The organism is Lysinibacillus alkalisoli (genome assembly GCF_014643595.1).
GTDB lineage: Bacteria > Bacillota > Bacilli > Bacillales_A > Planococcaceae > Metalysinibacillus > Metalysinibacillus alkalisoli.
On record NZ_BMJT01000003.1, the window covers coordinates 58,306 to 76,748 of the forward strand.

An 18,443-nucleotide genomic window follows, 5' to 3' on the forward strand; every position below is an offset into this window, starting at 1 on the left:
AATGCTATGGAGCCAATAAAAAAAGCGTTAGAACGTATGCAAATTCCTAATTTTAGCGAACGCTATGAGAATGCTCGGCAAGAGATATTAGGTCATCCTGATATTCAAAATTTTATTCAACAACATCAATTAGAAGCATCAGAAGTAGAAAAGGCGTTGCCTAAGTTTTTAGAATATGTGGAGCAAGCCGCTGTGTGTTGTCATCAAGGTAGTGTGAAGGCATGCACAAACACTGTGCCAGGTTGTGTGCCTGTCTTGATAAAAGATGCCTATGCAATTAACGTGAAATATGTAGCCTGTCAGCAAAAGAAACGAGAAGATGAACAACGTCAAGTTGCTGCGCGTATTACAAGTTTACACATGCCTAAAGATACATTAAATGCTTCTATGCAAAATATTGATTACAATACGAAAGAGCGCCTAGCATTAGGGACGTTTATAGGCCATTTCTTATTGCAAATCAAACAAGGACAAACACCAGCTAAAGGGCTATATTTGCATGGCTCTTATGGTGTAGGTAAGTCGTATGTTTTAGGCGCTTTAGCTAATGATTTAGCTTTACTCGGTGTGGCGTCTGTGTTAGTTTATGTACCTGAGTTTTTATTGGAATTAAAGCAAGCGATTGATGATCGAACATTACTAGACAAAATCAAATTGGTGAAAGAAGCACCAATCTTAATGTTAGATGATTTAGGGGCAGAGACATTAAGTGCTTGGTCAAGAGATGAAGTATTAGGCTCTATTTTACATTATCGAATGGCAGAAAAATTACCTGTATTCATTTCGAGTAATTTTGATTATGATGAGTTAGAAGAACATTTCGCTCACGTAAAAGGGAATGTAGAACGGGTGAAAGCAACGCGTTTAATGGAGCGTATTAAAGCTACGACAGAGCCAATCAATATGACAGGTGAAAGTCGTCGCTAATAAAGGGTTGCCAAATCACTCAATGAGGCGTATACTGTCTGTATTCAAATAACAAATGCGATGATGTAGGACATGAACATGATGTATCAACTTAGCAGAGAGGGAAGTCGCTGGCTGAAAACTTCCTAAGCAGAGCATAATGCTTTACTCCCTACTAGCAGTAAAAGGGTCAAATCTTTTACCGTACCCAGCACGTTAGCTGATGTAGAGCTTCGTCTAAACTATTTTGTTTGGAAGGAAGAAGGGTGGAACCACGAGCACAATCCTCGTCCCTTTTAGGACGAGGATTTTTTGTGTGTAAAAAAAGAAGGAGTGTATTAACATGGCAGAGATGATTCAACTTACTTTTCCAGATGGTGCAGTGAAGGAGTTTCCTAAAGGCACATCAACAGATGATGTAGCGGCTTCAATTAGTCCAGGGCTACGTAAAAAAGCATATGCAGGTAAAATTAATAATGAAGTAGTTGATTTATCAACACCAATCGATGTGGATGCATCGATTGCAATTATTACACAAGATGATGAAGAAGCGCTAGAAGTATTACGTCATTCAACAGCTCATTTATTAGCACAAGCTGTTAAACGTTTATATCCAGATGCCAAATTAGGGATAGGCCCTGTTATTGAAAATGGCTTTTACTATGACATTGACTCTCCGACAACAATTACAGCAGAAGACTTGCCAGCAATTGAAAAAGAGATGAAAAAAATTATTGCAGAAAATATACCTGTTACGCGCAAAGTGGTTTCTCGTGAGGAAGCAAAAGCGCTTTATGAAGAAGTTGGCGATGAATATAAATTAGAGTTATTAGATGCTATTCCAGCAGGGGAGCAAGTATCAATTTATTATCAAGGCGATTTCTTTGATTTATGTCGTGGGGTGCATGTGCCTTCAACAGGTAAAATCCGTGAATTTAAATTATTATCATTAGCAGGCGCTTATTGGCGTGGTGATTCTAATAATAAAATGTTACAACGCATTTATGGTACAGCATTCTTTAAGAAGGATGAACTCAAACATCATTTACAAATGCTTGAAGAAGCAAAGGAACGTGATCATCGTAAATTAGGACGAGAGCTAGAAATCTTCCACCTTAGCCAAAAAGTAGGCATGGGTTTACCATTATGGTTGCCAAATGGCGCAACAATACGCCGTACAATCGAGCGTTATATCGTAGATAAGGAGCTTTCACTAGGTTATAGCCATGTATATACGCCTGTATTAGGTTCTAAGGAGTTGTATCAAACATCAGGTCACTGGGACCATTATCAAGAAGATATGTTCCCTGCTATGGAACGTGACAATGAAACCTTTGTGTTACGTCCAATGAACTGCCCTCACCATATGATGGTTTATAAATCAAAAATGCGTTCGTATCGTGATTTGCCAATTCGTATCGCTGAGTTAGGAAATATGCATCGTTATGAAATGAGTGGCGCTGTTTCTGGTTTACAACGTGTAAGAGGGATGACATTAAATGATGGCCATAACTTTGTGCGTCCAGACCAAATCCGTGATGAGTTAGTACATGCACTTGAACTTGTACGTGAAGTATATAGCGATTTTGGGATTGAAGATTTCCGTTTCCGCTTATCTTATCGTGACCCAGCAGATACAGAAAAATATTTTGATGATGATGAGATGTGGGAAAAAGCACAAAAAATGTTAAAAGAAGCTGCAGATACTGTAGGGCTAGCGTATTACGAGGCAGAGGGTGAAGCGGCTTTTTACGGGCCTAAAATAGATATTCAAGTGAAAACAGCAATTGGTAAGGAAGAAACATTATCAACTGTACAGCTAGATTTCTTACTACCCGAACGCTTTGATTTATCTTACATTGGCGAAGATGGCAAACATCACCGCCCAGTTGTTATTCACCGTGGTGTGGTCTCTACGATGGAACGTTTCGTAGCCTTCCTATTGGAGGAATATAAAGGGGCTTTACCGACATGGTTGTCACCAATTCAAGTGCAAGTGATTCCTGTATCAAATGATGCACACTTTGACTACGCTAAACAAGTGGAAGTTGCTTTATTAAGAGCTGGTGTACGTGTTGAGATTGACCACCGTGAAGAAAAATTAGGCTATAAAATTCGCGAAGCGCAAATGCAAAAGATCCCTTATATGCTAGTGCTTGGTGACAAAGAAAAAGAAACCGAAGGCGTAAATATTCGTCGTTACGGTTCAAAAGACTCTGAAACAGTTGCATTAGAAGATTTTGTAGCATTGATTACAGAAGAGATTACAACAAAAAAGAAAAAATAAGTATGAGCTAGAGCACTGATAATATGCAGTGCTCTTTTTCTATGATAATAGTAGAGTAGCTCATTTATTAATGAACTCACTTTTTTACGTAATGTGAATTTTCTTTCCATTCCTATTCTTAGCTCATATAATAAAGGTAAGGTACTATGAGGATTGGAGGAATGGCAATGACTACCGAGATTGATGAGATGGATAAGAAAATAATAAATATTTTAATACAAAATAGCCGTATTTCATTTGCAGAGATGGGTAAAGAATTAAATTTATCGCGTGTAGCAATACGGGAGCGTGTTAATAATCTACGTGAAAAGGGTGTAATTGAAGCTTTTACAGTTGTTGTTAATTCAGAGAAAGTAGGCAAACAAGTATCTGCTTTTTTTGAGGTAGATTGTGAGCCAATGTATTTAGTAGAAGTCGCGCAAAAATTAGCAGATAATGAAAATGTAGCGAGTTGTTATCAAATGACAGGCCCTTCAACGTTACATATGCATGTTTTAGTTGATGATTTTTTAAGTTTAGAAAAATTTATCAATGAGGAACTTTATGCGTTAGAAGGCATTAGTCGTGTTGAGAGTCATATTTTATTGCGTCGATTTAAAAGTAGAAGAGGCCTTAAATTATAAAATAAGAAGTAAAGACATCCATTTTATAGGTTGTCTTTTTTGTTAGTGACGATTTTTTCAAATGAATGTAAAAAACAATATAGAATTTACAAAGGAATAAATTTTTTGAAAAAACATAGACTATTCAGAAATATTAATCTATAATGTGATTTATTGATTGAACATTTGTTAATAATAATCAATGAAATGATTAACAATTGAGATGATAAAGTGCTGTTAAAAGTAATCATTAGTCGATTACTACAAGTAGTTATATTACTAATTGGTATTTCTTTTCTTGTTTTTAGCTCTATGCATCTAGCGCCAGGAGACCCAGCAGAAATGGTTGCTGGTGTAACAGCGACAGCACAAGATATTCAACAAGTAAGAGATAATTTAGGGTTAGATGCCTCGTTTATTGTGCAATATGGTTGTTATTTATCAAATGCTGCACAATGTGATTTACCCAATCCACCATTTGACTGTCCTTTTTATATAAGATGTCCTATTGCACAAAATATTTGTAGTGAGCAAAAGCCAAGGCGGGAAGCCTATCATGAAACACATTATGTAGCATGTCATTTTAAAGATGCAAGTAAATTGGAGGTTATATAAGTATGGATTATTTACATCATCCCTTCCCAAGTAAACGTACAACAACGATTGCAAAAAAGGGAATGGTTGCTACATCTCATCCATTAGCTGCACAAGCAGGATTAGAGATTTTACAAAAAGGTGGAAACGCTATAGATGCAGCCATTGCAACGGCCGCGGCATTAACAGTAGTAGAGCCAACATCGAATGGCATTGGTGGCGATGCATTTGCATTAGTGTGGATGAAAGATAAACTATATGGTTTAAATGGTTCAGGGCCATCGCCACAAAACATTTCTAAAGAAGCGCTTGTAGCAAAAGGGCTTGATAAAATTCCTATGTACGCCGTTGTACCTGTTACAGTTCCTGGTGTGCCAGCAAGTTGGGCAGCTTTGGCTAAACGCTTTGGTAAGTTAAGCTTACAAGAAACTTTAACCCCAGCAATCCGCTATGCAGAAGAGGGGCACCCTATTTCGGTCATTACAGGTCAGTTTTGGCAGATGGCGTATCAAAAATTTCAACAACAATGTACAAGTCTCGTCTTTCAACCTTGGTTTGATACATTTTCGATTGCGGGGCGTATGCCAGAAATTGGCGAGATTTGGCGATCACCAGGGCATGCAAGGACGTTGCGTTTAATTGCAGAAACAGATGCTAAAGCTTTTTATCAAGGAGAGTTAGCAGATGAAATTGACGCTTTCATGCGTGAACATGATGGTTATTTAACCAAACAAGACTTAGCTAACTATGAGCCGGAATGGGTAGACCCTATTTCAGTAAATTATAAAGGTTATGATGTATGGGAGATTCCCCCAAATGGGCAAGGCATTGTCGCTCAAATGGCACTTAATATTTACCAACATAGTACACCTAAATGGCATGATGCAGAAACAGTACATCAACAAATCGAAGCTATGAAACTCGCTTACACAGACGGCAAAGCATATGTGACAGCACCAGAAGATATGCCTATTACAACCGATGAATTATTATCTCAAGCTTATGGGGCTTCGCGCTTTGCAGAGATTACAGACAAGGCATTAACACCTAAGCCCTATCCTATTCCAAAGGGGGGTACAGTGTACTTAGCAACAGCAGATGATGAAGGGAATATGGTGTCGTTTATTCAAAGTAATTATATGGGATTTGGCTCAGGTGTTGTTGTGCCAAACACAGGTATTGCTTTACAAAATCGTGGTTATGATTTTTCGATGGACGAAACTCATCCTAACTTCTTAAAACCAAATAAAAAAGTGTATCATACCATTATTCCTGGGTTTTTAACAAAAGATAATCAAGCGGTGGGACCATTTGGTGTTATGGGTGGTTATATGCAGCCTCAAGGTCATTTCCAAGTGGTGACAAATACTGTGGACTTTGCAATGAATCCACAAGCTGCTTTAGACATGCCAAGGTGGCAATGGATTGGCGAGAAAACAATTCATGTAGAGCCTCACTTCCCTAATGATTTAGCGCTTGCATTAAAGCGTAAAGGTCATGATATTGCAGTCATGATTGATGGTGGCACATTTGGTCGTGGTCAAATTATATGGCGTGATATTACTACAGGTGTTCTTTATGGTGGGACAGAATCACGTACGGACGGAGCAATTGCTGCTTGGTGAATGACACAACAAAAACGTATTGGCATCTTTTTTTAGCTTTTTTTAGAGTGGGAATTTTAGGTTTTGGTGGGGGCCCTACAGTAGTGCCGTTAATTCAACACGAGGTAGTTAAAAAAAATTGCTGGCTTAATGATGATGATTTTTCTCAAATACTAGCTATAGGTAATGCATTGCCAGGCCCTATCATTACAAAATTAGCAGGCTATATTGGTTACCGAGTTAAAGGTATAGTAGGATGTGTAATTGCCATTATAGCAAGTGTAGTGCCAACGGTTATACTATTGATTGTTATTTTAGAAATACTTGTGAAATATCGTGATAATGTTTATATTGCGGGTATGATTGGTGCTATTTTCCCTGTAGTAGCAGTAATGATGGCTGTAATGGCGTATGAATTTTTACAAAAATCTTGGCAAGACTTAAAAACGTTGAAATTCATTATAATTCTTGCTATTGTTACGGTTGCTTTATGGTTGAAAGTTTCGCCACCAGTAATTATTATTGCAACAATTATTTTTATCTTCGTACCTTTAATATGGAGGCGGCCAAAATCATGATTTATATACAAATATTTTGGGCATTTTTTATTTCAGGTATTTTGTCTTATGGTGGAGGCCCTTCTGTTATCCCTTTAATTAAAGAGCAAGTTGTAGATCGCTATCATTGGATGAATAACCACGATTTTTCAGAAATGATAGCGGCAGCGAATGCATTACCAGGCCCAATTGCAACAAAAATGGCGGGGTATATTGGCTATGATGTTGCTGGTTGGCAAGGCGCAACAGTAGCGTTATTTGCAGCTATTGCACCGACATTACTAATGATGATTGCTCTATTGGGCATCTTAATGAAATATAAAAATAGTGTCTACGTTAAAAATTTAACAGCTTATATACGTCCCATTATTGGTGTATTATTCGTGCTTATTACTGTGGAGTTTGTGATGGATGCCATTAAAGCGAGTAATATCCTATTTACAGTCATGTTAATGGTAATTTCCTTTGTTTTATTACAAAAGATGAAATGGCATCCTGCTATTGTAATAGGTGTTGCTATGGGGCTTGGGGCATTGCGCATTTATTTCATTTAAATAAGTGTATAACAATGCTTGATGTTAGTGAGGCTGATTTAGTCATATGAAAAGGAAATTGCCTAGGCAATTTCCTTTTTGAATGGCTGATAAAGGATATTATCTGCTCATCTGCTATGCGTTTTTTTGTTTGAGGCATACAAATTTATGGTTAAAATTTAAACTGGTTGACTGCACTTTGTAAGGTAACAGAACGTTCTTTTAACTGGTTAGCCTCTTCTTGCAAATCTTGTAACGTTTGATGTTGCATATCCATGGTTTCTAATGTAGTGGAAGCACCCTCTGCAATTTGCCCAGCATTAGTAGCAATTTCGTTAACAGAAGCGGCAACTTCTTCCGCAGCAGCAGAGATTTGTTCTGTTACAGCAGAAATATCTTCTACTTGGTTTTGCATGTGATCGATGGCGTTTGTAATATGCTCAAATGATGTGCCAGCTTTTGCAATGACATTAACACCTTCTGTGACTGTAGTTAAATTTTCTTGTATCGCAGTCTCAACATTTTGTGTTTCTTGTTGAATAGTTGCTGTTAAATGGCTAATTTGAACGGCAGATGCATTAGATTCCTCCGCTAATTTCCGAACTTCATCTGCAACAACGGCAAAGCCTTTACCATGGTCACCCGCACGCGCGGCTTCAATGGCCGCATTTAAGGCAAGTAAGTTAGTTTGTTCTGTAATGGCAGTAATTACAGCTGTCATTTTTTCAATTTCTTGTGATTGTTGAATTAAGTTTTCAATTAAGGTTGTTGTTAGCTTTGTTGATTGTTGGATATTATTCATTTGAACGGTAGCCGATTCAATTGCTATGCCACCTTCATGTGCTACTTGTGCTGTGTCAGTAGATGTATGGTGTAAAACTTGAGCAGACTCTGCGATTTTTTGTACAGCTTTTGCTGTCTCGTCCATAGCTACTGCACTATCTTGAGCAGACTGTGACGTGCCCACCATATTTTCTGTGACATTACGTGATGATAATGCCACTTCTTGCGCAGCCTTTGTCATATCGGTAGTTGTGATAGTAAAATGTTCAGCCGTTTGATTGAGATGGCGGGCATTTTCCTGTAAAGATTGCGTAAGTGTTTTTAGCATTTGTTTCATTTGATTAAAAGCGGTTGTTAATTGTCCTACTTCATCTTTAGAGACAACGGGTAGGTCGTCTGTACGTAAATCGCCGTCCGTCACTTTTTGAACATCAGCTTGTAGTAAACGAATTGGTCGAACGACAATGCGTGTTAAAATCATCCCAATAACAATGCCTAAAATAACAGCCACCCCTCCAATAACAATAGCTACAATAGCAGCTTGATTGGCGGTGTTTTCGGCACCTGCTTTAGCTTTTGCAATAAAAGCATCAATACCCTTTGCTAATTCTTGATGGGCTTCTTCAATAATGGCTTCGTGTTTAGCTGTTGTTTCGTTGTAAAATCGTAAAGCTTCATTATGTTTGCCGGCTGTGTATAGCGTGATTGCTGTTTCGGCATCTTTAGAAAAGGCACGATGTTGATCAGCAATGTTTTGCATAATTTTAGCGCTTTCTTCTTGGTTTGCTAACTCTGTTAAGTGAGCGATGGTTTGTGTCTTTTCTCCCTCTAATGTAGCGAAATTATTTGCTGCACCAGGTATATCAAGTAACGTATCTTGCACAGCGGTCATTTGAGCATTGTAGTCACTTTCTAATGTGCGCACATATGATAGTAATGGGAGAGCTTCTGCCAATGTAGAATTATATTGATCTTCAACTTGCTTTAATTGAAAGAAGATCGTAGCACAAGCAATGACAGTTAAAGAATTTAAAATTGTAAATACAGTAATAAACTTTTGACGGATAGTCATGATGAAAAACCTCCTACATGATGTACTGATTATATCTAATATACTAATAAAAAGGGATATAAAAGGTAAAAACTATGCAATGTGTGGCATATCACGGTGAAATATGTACTACTTTTAGGAAATGTATGAGAGATTAGGTGATATGAGTTATATCGTATCCAAGAGGTTTTTATTTAATGACAATATGTTGAACGATTATAGATTGACATTTGTTTAATAAACATGTTATTATGTATAAGGTTAATGAATACAGATTGTGGTTCAAGCAGAAGCTGCCCGCTTCTCACCTGATTTAGACGCACTTTGCTGTTTACAGGTTTGACTAGTTGAATTGTAATACGTTGGTAAACGTATGCACATATAGCGGGCGGACATCTCTTATATGTCCGTCTTTTTTTTATGGGCATGAGGTAAGAGTATGTACCGTTCAATTAGGCATATAATAGCTTAATTCATGTATTCGCTATAACATTTGGAGGTGGATTACTATTAGCAAAGACATGTATGTAAACGAAGGCATTCGCGCACGTGAAGTACGTTTAATCGATCATAATGGTGACCAATTAGGTGTGAAATCACGTAACGAGGCGTTAGACATTGCTGCTCGTGTAAACTTGGATCTTGTCCTTGTAGCCCCTCAGGCGAAGCCACCAGTCGCTCGTATCATGGACTATGGTAAATTTAAGTTTGAGCAACAAAAGAAAGATCGCGAAATTCGTAAAAATCAAAAGGTCATCGTAATGAAAGAGGTTCGTTTGAGCCCAACGATCGATGAGCATGATTTCCAAACGAAACTGCGCAATGCGATTAAGTTCTTAAGCAAAGGCGATAAAGTAAAAGCGTCAATCCGTTTCAAAGGGCGTGCTATTACGCACAAAGAAATTGGACAACGTGTACTAGACCGCTTTGCGGAAGAATGCGCTGAAGTCGGAACGGTTGAAACAAAACCGAAGATGGAAGGCAGAAGCATGTTCTTAGTATTACAACCTAAGAATGAAAAATAATTTCATTTCATTGATTTAGTTTAGGAGGAAATTAATATGCCAAAAATGAAAACTCACCGCGGCGCGGCGAAACGTTTCAAAAAGACAGGTACAGGTAAATTAAAGTTTGACCGTGCTTACGGTTCTCACTTATTCGCTAACAAATCTACTAAGCAAAAACGTCATTTACGTAAAGCTAAAGTAGTTTCTTCAGGCGATTTCAAACGTATCCGTACATTATTAACTTACATGAAATAATTTAAAACAATTCGATTCTAGAGAATCAAGCAGGAGGTAATGATTATGCCACGCGTAAAAGGCGGTACAGTAACGCGCAAGCGTCGTAAAAAAGTTTTAAAATTAGCTAAAGGTCACTTCGGATCTAAGCATACTCTATATAAAGTTGCGAACCAATCAGTAATGAAAGCAGGTATGTACGCATACCGTGACCGTCGCAACAAAAAACGTGACTTCCGTAAATTATGGATTACACGTATTAACGCAGCTGCACGCATGAATGGTCTTTCTTATAGCCGTTTAATGCACGGTTTAAAAGTAGCAGGTATTGAAGTGAACCGTAAAATGCTTGCTGACTTAGCTGTAACAGATGCTCAAGCATTTGCACAATTAGCTGAAGAAGCTAAAAAAGCAGTAGCTAAATAAAAAACACACTTCAACTGGTAAGTTGCATTTCCGCAACCTACCAGTTTTTTATTAGGAGGATAAAATGACAGCCGTTGTTATTGCTTACATTACCGTGATGAGTACATGCTTATTTATTGCTATGGGATATGATAAAACGCAGGCTAAAAAAGGAAAGTGGCGTATGGAAGAGGCGACGCTTCATATTTTAGCGTTTTGTGGTGGTGCTATTGGTGGTGTATTGGCCATGTATTTGTTCAGACATAAGACGAGGAAGAATGCCTTTGCCTTTGGTTTTCCATTGTTGGCCGCTATTCAAACTTTCATTATTGTGACATTACTCTAATCCTAATATAAAAGATCTTATCGTATGCAGTGGCAATGAGGCACTGTATGCGATTTTTTTAGTCTGAAAAATCAAATAACTAACGATTTGTAATAAGATTACGGGTGATTTACCACCATTGTTTAACCAGTATTGCAGTACTAAATGATTAGTGCTAATGTATTGTAGTAGTTTATTAATGATAAGCATAAAGTTTTATATGAAGGGGATTAATATATGAAGAAAATAGGTGTTTTAACCCTGCTTATAACGTTGTTATTAACAGGCTGTACGTCCAAGGAAAGTACAACAGCTAAAACAGTAGCAGAACGTTATCATGTAGGTCTTATGTTATCGGATATGGGATTAGGTGATTTGTCGATTAGTGACTTAGCTTTTGATGGTCTTGTGCGTGCAACAGAAGATTTTGATATTGTATTTCGTTATTTAGACCCACAAGAGGTTAAAGATTATGAGCAAGGTATTGAACAATTAGTAAAGCAAAAAAATGATGTTATTTTTGTGATTGGTTATATGCCACAAGAGGCTTTAGAAAAAGTAGCGAAAAAATATCCAAAACAACAATTTGTTATTGTAGATACTGTGTCAGACTCCCCTAATATTTCCTCTATTACGTTTGATGAAGAGCAGGGAAGTTATTTAGCAGGAGCGCTTGCTGCCACTATTACTCAATCGAATGTCATTGGTTTTATAGGTGGGGAAGATGTGGATGTGATTCATAATTTTGAACGAGGTTATATAGAAGGAGCTAAAAAAGTAAAGCCAACGATTGATGTACTTACACAGTACGCTAATACCTATACAGACGAAGCAAAAGGTACAGCAATCGCAAAAGAAATGATTACTAGTAAGGCAGATGTTCTCTTTGCGGCTGCTGGCATGACAGGAACAGGTGTATTAAGAGAGGCAGCAAGAGCTAAAGCTTATGCAATTGGTGTAGATTCTGACCAATACTTTTTAGCAGAGAAAGCTGTCGTAACATCTATGATGAAAAACATTGACGTTGCTGTGTATGAATATATTCGTAAAGATATCGAAGCGCCACGTTCGCAAATGGGACAACATATTACAATGGGTATTCAAGATAATGGGGTAGGTTTAGCGCCAATTCGGGTGATTGATCCTATTGCGCCAGTAGAACAAGCCATTGAAAAAATAAAGCGGGCGATGTAGGGAGGTAGTATGATGTCCATTCAAAAAAAGTTGATGATACATGCGTTACTCATTATTGCAATCTTTAGTATAATGCTCTCATTTATTGTTTATCATTTAAAATCGGTACAACAGTCGAATGCGAATACAGTGCCGGAATTAATGGTGATTCAAGAAGCACAGCTGCAAGTAAATAATATGCAACAACAGCTTGAGAATTATGCAGTTCTTATTAATGTCCCTCAAGATGAGGCGGTTGTTACACAAATGACGAGCACAATGGAAACGACAGTCAAGAAATTAGATAAAACTATTGGACAAATTGAGCAAATACCTTTTACTGGCGAGGCTAAAAATACCGTACAAATGCTTGTTAAGCGGTATCAGTTAATAAAGGAAGAGACGTTTGCTATCATTCCTACTAAAGATGTGACAGCAACAAAACGTTTAGCGGTACGTACAGGCGGTATTAGCAATGATATCGAGCATATTAGCCTCTACCAACAAGACGATTATTATAAAATGTTAGAAGGGTTGAACAAACGTATACAAAATGTCATATGGTATACCATCATTGGCACATTATTCATTGTTATTTTAGCTATTACATTAACGTATCTTGCCACGCGTAAAATTACAAAACCATTAGCAACTATAGCCAATCATGCAGTACATATTGCAGATGGTGATTTACGTATCGAAAAAATGACTTATACGAATAACGATGAGTTAAAACAGTTAAATGATGCCTTTCACTCAATGGGTGAATCTTTACAACAACTCATTCAACGCATACAACAAACAGGTGTCGGCGTAGAACAACATACAGCGCAAATTGTAAAAGATAATACTCACGTGAAGGAGATGAGTAATGCTATCACATTAGCATCAAGCGAGCTAGAACAAGGCACACATGAAATTAAATCGAGTGTACAAAATACAGTGAATTTAGCAGAGCGCATGAATGCCACATTTGACGATACAGTTGCAATGGCAACGCATAATGTACAACGTGGAAAAGATATGATGCAGGCAATTGAGGATAGCCAACGCCATATTGAAGCGCAACGTGAGACGATGCAAGCGAGTATGACCACAAGTGAGAAAATGGAAAGTGCTTTTAATGAGTTAAAACAACAAACAGTAGAAATTGAAGAGATGGCACAAAGTGTTTCAGCTATTTCTGACCAGACACAATTATTAGCTCTTAATGCCTCCATTGAAGCAGCACGTGCAGGCGATTCTGGTAAAGGTTTTGCTGTAGTGGCAGAAGAAGTAGGTAAGTTAGCAGCCGACTCTACAACAGCTACCACAACGATATTTGATCTTGTGCAAGCTATACAGCAACAATTTGCCATCTTTACAACAGCGATTGAGCAAAATCAACAAGTAAATCAAGAACAACACAATGCTACAGAGCAAGCTGTGAAAGCCTTTACCTTTATTCAACATAAAATCACGAGCATGATGCAAGATATTAGTCAAATGGCTACGGATATGCAACATACCAAAATGCAAAGTGAACAAACCGTTGCTAATATGGAAGAAATGAGTAGTATTATTGAAGAAAACGCAGCAAATACCACGCATATTTCACAAGCAACAGACGAGCAGTTAGAGGCATTAACACAAGTAGCTAAGCAAATTATTCATTTGCAACAATTGACAAATGAACTAATGAGTGGTGTTAATCGCTTTAAATTAAAATAACTGCTATTTAATATAATACAGAAAAAAGGCACTGACAATTATAATCGTCAGTGCCTTTTGAGATTGTTTTGAATACTCATATAAACCAGTTTATAGTAAGAGGTTATCCCATAATATGATAGCCACTATCAATATAAATCGTTTCGCCTGTGACACCACGTGATAAAGGTGATAACATGACGACCGTCATATCTGCTACTTCATCTTGAGAGATATTACGTTTTAACGGAGCGGTTTCTTCGATTTTGTGTAAAATCGTGTTAAAAGAAGGTACGCCTTTAGCGGCTAACGTACGTACAGCACCTGCTGAAATAGCATTAACACGAATATTGTCTTGGCCAATATCGGCAGCTAAATAGCGCATAGCCGCTTCTAATGCAGCTTTAGCGACGCCCATAACATTATAACCATCTAACACACGCTCAGCACCTAAATAAGTCATAGTAACGATAGCGCCGCCTTCTGTCATATAAGGATGGGCAGCTTTAGCCGCAGCAATTAAAGAATAAGCACTTGTATCTTGTGCAAATGCATAACCTTCACGTGATGTCTCTAAAAAACGATTATGTAAATCTTCTGCACGTGCATGTGCAACAGAGTGAACGATGCCATGAATGGTGCCGAATTTTTCGCCAATCTCTGTGAATGCTGTTGCAATACTTTCATCACTGTTAACATCACATTGTATAACAGTGGCTTTATAATTATTTTTTTCAAGTAAGAGGTTTAATTTTTTGGCAGAGCGCTCTTGGCGATAAGTAAAAATGACATTGGCTCCTACCGCAAATAGTTTTTTAGCAATCCCCCAAGCGATACTTCGATCATTAGCGACGCCCATAACTACAATGTTTTTATTTTCTAATTGTAAAATATCCATTTCACAAAACTCCTTCATGATATCAGTTATTAGTACCAACTACTAATCATACTATCATGTGCAAGAAAACCACGCAATAAAAAATCGGTAAACCGTTAAGATTTACCGATGCTTGCTACTATTCAAATTTTAATGAATCACCGTCAAATGTTTCTTCTGCTACTTTAATAGAATCTGTTGGACAACCTTCAAATGCGTCCTCCATGTCTTCTAACAAGTCTTCTGGCACTTCTGCAGTCCCCATGTTATCATCTAAAATAACGAAGGCAATCCCTTCATCATCATAGTCATAAATATCTGGCGCAGCAGCACCGCAAGCGCCACAAGCGATACATGTATCTTTATCAACGATTGTATACTTAGCCATTGTATTCTCTCCTTTGCATATCCACTAATGTTCCCATTACATTTTAATGCTGTTTTTCATACATTTCAACAGTAACAACTCAATTGGAGGAATTTATGTCAATGTTTAAGCAATTGGTTCATCATATTTTAACAAAATTGCAACAAGAACGTACAGTATCTTCCGTCTATCATTTGCTTAAAGGCAAAAAATCTGGACAAACTTTAGAAGATGTAGGCATGTATCAGTTGCACGCTTTTTATCACTTGCTCCCTAAACTTAAAAGAAGTGTGTACGATGAAGTTATTGTAGCATTAGAGCAAGAGCATAAAATACAACGCACAGAGCAAGGATATATTTTACATGAGCCTTACGAAGGTCATTATCATTTTAATGGTTGGATTTATCGCGGTAAAGAGCATCTTTTTTTTGAACGCTGTGTGCTAGTCACACAAACATTATCCCATGTCAAAGCACAAGATATGCACTTTACACCCATGGTCAAGTCCATTACAACTCAACAATTTGTGAAGCAATTTTTACAAGCGGAACATTATCACGATAACCAGTTAACAACACGTTGGCTAACAGAGTTAAAGCAGGCGCTACAACACGCTGATTTAACAGAGATGATGCGTGTAAGTTTTGTTTATCGTTTAAGTGGTCATGCATTACCAGGTTATACATGGCAACAATTAGCAGATGCGCAAAAGATGAGTGTGTTAGATATGCAAATCATTTTTATTGAGAGTTTACACATTATGATGCAAGCTAAAACACCACTTTTACTCGCATTACAAAAAGATTGTATAACGAGCAACTTTTTAACGGTGTCATCACGTCAAACATATGAGATGTTGCAGCTAGGTTATACGCTTGAGCAAATTAGCCAACAACGTTCCTTAAAAATAAATACGATACAAGACCACATTGTTGAGATTGCACGCAATGTACCAGGCTTTTCACTTCAGCCATATGTGCAAGCAGATACGGTTCGCCAAGTGTGGGAAGCTGTCAACGCTTATCAAACATTTAAACTTAAAACATTACAAGAAATTTTACAACTACCATATTTCGAATTAAAGCTTGCTTTGACACGAAAGGGGGAATAGTATGTTACACCACTTAAAACATTATTTAGGTTATAATGAGTTCCGCCCTGGGCAACAAGAAGTGGTTGAAGCTTTATTACAAGGTAAAGATGTGCTGGCACTTTTACCCACAGGTATGGGCAAGTCGCTCTGTTATCAATTAACAGGGAAAATGATGCAACGAACAGTATTGATCATTTCACCTCTGCTTTCCTTAATGCAAGACCAAGTAGAACAAATGAAGAAGATGGGTATTAAGCGCGTTATAGCATTAAATTCATTTTTAACAAGAATGGAAAAACAACAAGCTTTACAACAGTTATCGCAATATGAATTTATATTTACCTCTCCCGAAATGCTACAACAAGGTGATGTAAAGGAGAGACTGACTCAATTAAATATTGGTTTAATTACTATAGATGAAGCCCACTGTATTTCACAATGGGGCTATGATTTTAGACCTGACTATTTGCGCTTAGGCAAATGGCTGAAGTCGCAAAAAAACATACCTATTTTAGCGCTTTCTGCCACTGCAACTTATGAAGTAATGGACGATATAAAAAAAGTGTTGCACATGACATCACCCTTTGTATACTTGCATAATATGGACCGTAAAGAATTACATTTCAGTCGAAAGTGGTTTAATACTACAGATGAAAAGGTAAGATGGATTAAGGAGCATGTTATGCAAACAATGGGGCCAGGCATTATCTACACGCCGTCTCGTAGAAAGACAGAAGAAATTGCCCGATTATTACAAGATGTGCATATTCAAGCCGCTGCCTATCATGCTGGTCTAGAGTCACATGATAGACAGTTAATACAAGCACAATTTATTGCCAATGAGTTGGAATGGATCGTTGCTACTAGTGCTTTTGGAATGGGTGTTCATAAACCAAATATTCGGCAAGTCATTCATGAAACGATGTCACCAAGCCTTGCTCATTATATGCAAGAAGCAGGTAGGGCTGCACGTGATGGTCAAGATGCAGTTGCCACGTTATTGTGTGCACCGGGAGACGATGAAATTATTCGCTTCTTAGCCTTAGATGATCTTCCGACTAAAAATATGGTGACAGACTTTTATGCAGGGCGCCAACTTGAGCTGAGTGAAACCCAGCTGCGTGTTTTGACGTATTGGTATAGTGAATGGTCTTATGATGAAGCAATTCAAAAATTAAAAGAGCTTATAACACAGAAGATGACAGCTATTCGTGCTACCCAAGATGTTTTGTACACGGATGAGTGTATGCGCGTCTTGCTAATGTCGCACTTTGGCCAAAGTAAACAAGTAGAGGAATTGTGTTGTAGTTTGTGTAGTGATGCAGTGGATAATTTAATTAAAGTGAGAAAGTGGATGCCACTGCCGCAGCAAATGAAGCTAAATTGGCAAGAGAGATTGGACAAGCTTCTAAATTAACATGGCCTCAAACGTTTACAATTCGGGTTTTATTCGTCATAATGTGTTATAGAAAGCTTAGTTGGAGGGTAATTACATATGAGCAAAAATGATGATTACAAAGATAAATTTGAAGCGCATCGTCAAGCTATAGGTAATGAAGAAGAAGACGATCAACAAAAGATGTCACGCACAGAGCGTTATAAAACGGACAAAGGTGAAAAAATTCAGCCTTCAAATCGTAAATTTACAAGAGTGTTGTTCGCAGCTTTTATTATTTTACCATTAGCATGTCTGGTGTATGCGATATTCTTTTATGAACCAGGGGATAAAATTCCTGAAGCAAAAGACAATGATGAAATGGAAATTGTAGATAATAAAGACGACAAAAAAACAGATGCTGAGAAAGAAAAAGAAGAAGAGCAATTAGCGAAAGAAAAAGAAGAAAAGAAAAAAGCGGAAGCTGAAAAGAAAAAAGAAGAAGCTAAAATAGCAAAAGAACAAGCCGAAAAAGCAGAAGCGGATAAAAAGGCAGAAGAAGAACGTCAAGCGGAAGCACAGCGTCAACAAGAAGCACAACAACGTGAGGCTGAGCAACAACGCCAAGCCGAAGAACAGCAACGTCAAGCGCAAGCCGCTGAGCAACAACGCCAAGCCGAACAACAAAGACAAGCTGAGGAAGAACGCAAACGACAACAGCAACAACAAAACCAGAACAAAAATCAGAACCAAAATCAACAACGTTCACATACGGTGCAAAAAGGTGAAACATTATATCGTATTGGTGTAAATTACTATGGTAGCGGAGACGAAGGCACACTGCAAAAAATCCGAAGTGCCAACGGTCTTTCATCAAATAATATTGTTGTAGGCCAGACTTTAGTATTGCCATAACTTTATGAACTTGTAAGAGTGAATTTACAGTTAGTCATCATGCTAACTATAAATTCACTCTTTTT

At 37.7% G+C, this 18,443-nt stretch carries 19 protein-coding genes and 1 other annotated feature; of the genes, 16 read left to right on the plus strand and 3 right to left on the minus strand.

Annotation, left to right across the window (positions count from 1 at the left end):
* Positions 1–6: 6 nt before the first annotated feature.
* The 7 genes from dnaI to IEW44_RS04705 all read left to right on the plus strand — a co-directional run bounded on the left by dnaI (position 7) and on the right by IEW44_RS04705 (position 7,104).
* Positions 7–927, plus strand: a complete 921-nt coding sequence (dnaI, locus tag IEW44_RS04675) for a primosomal protein DnaI (protein ID WP_188613883.1) — start codon at positions 7–9, stop codon at positions 925–927.
* Between the two features lie 322 nt (positions 928–1,249).
* Complete coding sequence (thrS, locus tag IEW44_RS04680) at positions 1,250–3,193, plus strand: threonine--tRNA ligase (protein WP_188613884.1); 1,944 nt, start codon at positions 1,250–1,252, stop codon at positions 3,191–3,193.
* A 167-nt stretch (positions 3,194–3,360) separates the two neighbouring features.
* Complete coding sequence (locus IEW44_RS04685; protein WP_188613885.1) at positions 3,361–3,816, plus strand: Lrp/AsnC family transcriptional regulator; 456 nt, start codon at positions 3,361–3,363, stop codon at positions 3,814–3,816.
* Between the two features lie 210 nt (positions 3,817–4,026).
* On the plus strand, positions 4,027–4,410 hold the full coding sequence (locus tag IEW44_RS04690) for an ABC transporter permease family protein (protein ID WP_188613886.1): 384 nt from the start codon (positions 4,027–4,029) through the stop codon (positions 4,408–4,410).
* A 2-nt stretch (positions 4,411–4,412) separates the two neighbouring features.
* Positions 4,413–6,014 carry a gamma-glutamyltransferase family protein gene (locus IEW44_RS04695; RefSeq protein ID WP_188613887.1) on the plus strand — a complete coding sequence of 534 codons (1,602 nt, stop codon included), beginning with the start codon at positions 4,413–4,415 and terminating at the stop codon, positions 6,012–6,014.
* Positions 6,011–6,571, plus strand: a complete 561-nt coding sequence (locus tag IEW44_RS04700) for a chromate transporter (RefSeq protein ID WP_188614199.1) — start codon at positions 6,011–6,013, stop codon at positions 6,569–6,571. Before IEW44_RS04695 ends, IEW44_RS04700 begins: the two co-directional genes overlap by 4 nt.
* Positions 6,568–7,104 (plus strand): chromate transporter, encoded by a 537-nt coding sequence (locus IEW44_RS04705; RefSeq protein ID WP_188613888.1) that lies wholly within the window; start codon positions 6,568–6,570, stop codon positions 7,102–7,104. Before IEW44_RS04700 ends, IEW44_RS04705 begins: the two co-directional genes overlap by 4 nt.
* A gap of 151 nt (positions 7,105–7,255) precedes the next feature.
* On the opposite strand, the gene IEW44_RS04710 is transcribed toward IEW44_RS04705, so the two are convergent.
* Positions 7,256–8,938 (minus strand): methyl-accepting chemotaxis protein, encoded by a 1,683-nt coding sequence (locus tag IEW44_RS04710; RefSeq protein WP_188613889.1) that lies wholly within the window; start codon positions 8,936–8,938, stop codon positions 7,256–7,258.
* A 257-nt stretch (positions 8,939–9,195) separates the two neighbouring features.
* Positions 9,196–9,342 (plus strand) — a sequence feature (ribosomal protein L20 leader region).
* A gap of 96 nt (positions 9,343–9,438) precedes the next feature.
* Here IEW44_RS04710 and infC point away from each other — a divergent pair.
* The 6 genes from infC to IEW44_RS04740 all read left to right on the plus strand — a co-directional run bounded on the left by infC (position 9,439) and on the right by IEW44_RS04740 (position 13,771).
* A complete protein-coding gene (infC, locus tag IEW44_RS04715) occupies positions 9,439–9,942 on the plus strand; it encodes a translation initiation factor IF-3 (RefSeq protein ID WP_188613890.1) in 504 nt (167 codons plus the stop codon).
* Between the two features lie 36 nt (positions 9,943–9,978).
* Positions 9,979–10,179 (plus strand): 50S ribosomal protein L35, encoded by a 201-nt coding sequence (gene rpmI / locus IEW44_RS04720; protein ID WP_108306712.1) that lies wholly within the window; start codon positions 9,979–9,981, stop codon positions 10,177–10,179.
* Between the two features lie 45 nt (positions 10,180–10,224).
* The gene (gene rplT, locus IEW44_RS04725) at positions 10,225–10,584 is read left to right on the plus strand and encodes a 50S ribosomal protein L20 (protein ID WP_188613891.1); all 360 of its coding nucleotides are present in this window, start codon (positions 10,225–10,227) and stop codon (positions 10,582–10,584) included.
* A 64-nt stretch (positions 10,585–10,648) separates the two neighbouring features.
* Positions 10,649–10,909: a DUF1294 domain-containing protein gene (locus tag IEW44_RS04730; RefSeq protein ID WP_188613892.1), complete on the plus strand. Its 261-nt coding sequence runs from the start codon at positions 10,649–10,651 to the stop codon at positions 10,907–10,909.
* Between the two features lie 216 nt (positions 10,910–11,125).
* Positions 11,126–12,082, plus strand: coding sequence for a BMP family lipoprotein (locus tag IEW44_RS04735; protein WP_188613893.1), 957 nt, complete (start codon positions 11,126–11,128; stop codon positions 12,080–12,082).
* Positions 12,083–12,094: 12 nt separating this feature from the next.
* The gene (locus IEW44_RS04740) at positions 12,095–13,771 is read left to right on the plus strand and encodes a methyl-accepting chemotaxis protein (protein ID WP_188613894.1); all 1,677 of its coding nucleotides are present in this window, start codon (positions 12,095–12,097) and stop codon (positions 13,769–13,771) included.
* Positions 13,772–13,874: 103 nt separating this feature from the next.
* On the opposite strand, the gene fabI is transcribed toward IEW44_RS04740, so the two are convergent.
* Both fabI and IEW44_RS04750 read right to left on the minus strand, forming a co-directional pair.
* Positions 13,875–14,648 (minus strand): enoyl-ACP reductase FabI, encoded by a 774-nt coding sequence (gene fabI / locus IEW44_RS04745; RefSeq protein ID WP_188613895.1) that lies wholly within the window; start codon positions 14,646–14,648, stop codon positions 13,875–13,877.
* A 118-nt stretch (positions 14,649–14,766) separates the two neighbouring features.
* On the minus strand, positions 14,767–15,015 hold the full coding sequence (locus IEW44_RS04750) for a ferredoxin (protein WP_188613896.1): 249 nt from the start codon (positions 15,013–15,015) through the stop codon (positions 14,767–14,769).
* 95 nt (positions 15,016–15,110) lie between these two features.
* On the opposite strand from IEW44_RS04750, the gene IEW44_RS04755 reads away from it, so the two are divergent.
* The 3 genes from IEW44_RS04755 (at position 15,111) to IEW44_RS04765 (ending at position 18,378) form a co-directional block, all read left to right on the plus strand.
* A complete protein-coding gene (locus IEW44_RS04755) occupies positions 15,111–16,106 on the plus strand; it encodes a YpbB family protein (RefSeq protein ID WP_188613897.1) in 996 nt (331 codons plus the stop codon).
* Between the two features lies 1 nt (position 16,107).
* The gene (locus IEW44_RS04760; protein WP_188613898.1) at positions 16,108–17,505 is read left to right on the plus strand and encodes a RecQ family ATP-dependent DNA helicase; all 1,398 of its coding nucleotides are present in this window, start codon (positions 16,108–16,110) and stop codon (positions 17,503–17,505) included.
* Between the two features lie 78 nt (positions 17,506–17,583).
* Positions 17,584–18,378, plus strand: a complete 795-nt coding sequence (locus IEW44_RS04765; protein WP_188613899.1) for a LysM peptidoglycan-binding domain-containing protein — start codon at positions 17,584–17,586, stop codon at positions 18,376–18,378.
* The last annotated feature ends 65 nt before the right edge of the window (positions 18,379–18,443 follow it).

What these genes read in the sequence shown, in the direction of transcription:
- dnaI (WP_188613883.1), top strand. Translation starts at nt 7, where the DNA reads ATGGAGCCAATAAAAAAAGCGTTAGAACGTATGCAAATTCCTAATTTT.
- thrS (WP_188613884.1), top strand. Translation starts at nt 1,250, where the DNA reads ATGGCAGAGATGATTCAACTTACTTTTCCAGATGGTGCAGTGAAGGAG.
- IEW44_RS04685 (WP_188613885.1), top strand. Translation starts at nt 3,361, where the DNA reads ATGACTACCGAGATTGATGAGATGGATAAGAAAATAATAAATATTTTA.
- IEW44_RS04695 (WP_188613887.1), top strand. Translation starts at nt 4,413, where the DNA reads ATGGATTATTTACATCATCCCTTCCCAAGTAAACGTACAACAACGATT.
- IEW44_RS04705 (WP_188613888.1), top strand. Translation starts at nt 6,568, where the DNA reads ATGATTTATATACAAATATTTTGGGCATTTTTTATTTCAGGTATTTTG.
- IEW44_RS04710 (WP_188613889.1), bottom strand. Translation starts at nt 8,938, where the DNA reads ATGACTATCCGTCAAAAGTTTATTACTGTATTTACAATTTTAAATTCT.
- infC (WP_188613890.1), top strand. Translation starts at nt 9,439, where the DNA reads ATGTATGTAAACGAAGGCATTCGCGCACGTGAAGTACGTTTAATCGAT.
- rpmI (WP_108306712.1), top strand. Translation starts at nt 9,979, where the DNA reads ATGCCAAAAATGAAAACTCACCGCGGCGCGGCGAAACGTTTCAAAAAG.
- rplT (WP_188613891.1), top strand. Translation starts at nt 10,225, where the DNA reads ATGCCACGCGTAAAAGGCGGTACAGTAACGCGCAAGCGTCGTAAAAAA.
- IEW44_RS04730 (WP_188613892.1), top strand. Translation starts at nt 10,649, where the DNA reads ATGACAGCCGTTGTTATTGCTTACATTACCGTGATGAGTACATGCTTA.
- IEW44_RS04735 (WP_188613893.1), top strand. Translation starts at nt 11,126, where the DNA reads ATGAAGAAAATAGGTGTTTTAACCCTGCTTATAACGTTGTTATTAACA.
- IEW44_RS04740 (WP_188613894.1), top strand. Translation starts at nt 12,095, where the DNA reads ATGTCCATTCAAAAAAAGTTGATGATACATGCGTTACTCATTATTGCA.
- fabI (WP_188613895.1), bottom strand. Translation starts at nt 14,648, where the DNA reads ATGGATATTTTACAATTAGAAAATAAAAACATTGTAGTTATGGGCGTC.
- IEW44_RS04750 (WP_188613896.1), bottom strand. Translation starts at nt 15,015, where the DNA reads ATGGCTAAGTATACAATCGTTGATAAAGATACATGTATCGCTTGTGGC.
- IEW44_RS04755 (WP_188613897.1), top strand. Translation starts at nt 15,111, where the DNA reads ATGTCAATGTTTAAGCAATTGGTTCATCATATTTTAACAAAATTGCAA.
- IEW44_RS04760 (WP_188613898.1), top strand. Translation starts at nt 16,108, where the DNA reads ATGTTACACCACTTAAAACATTATTTAGGTTATAATGAGTTCCGCCCT.
- IEW44_RS04765 (WP_188613899.1), top strand. Translation starts at nt 17,584, where the DNA reads ATGAGCAAAAATGATGATTACAAAGATAAATTTGAAGCGCATCGTCAA.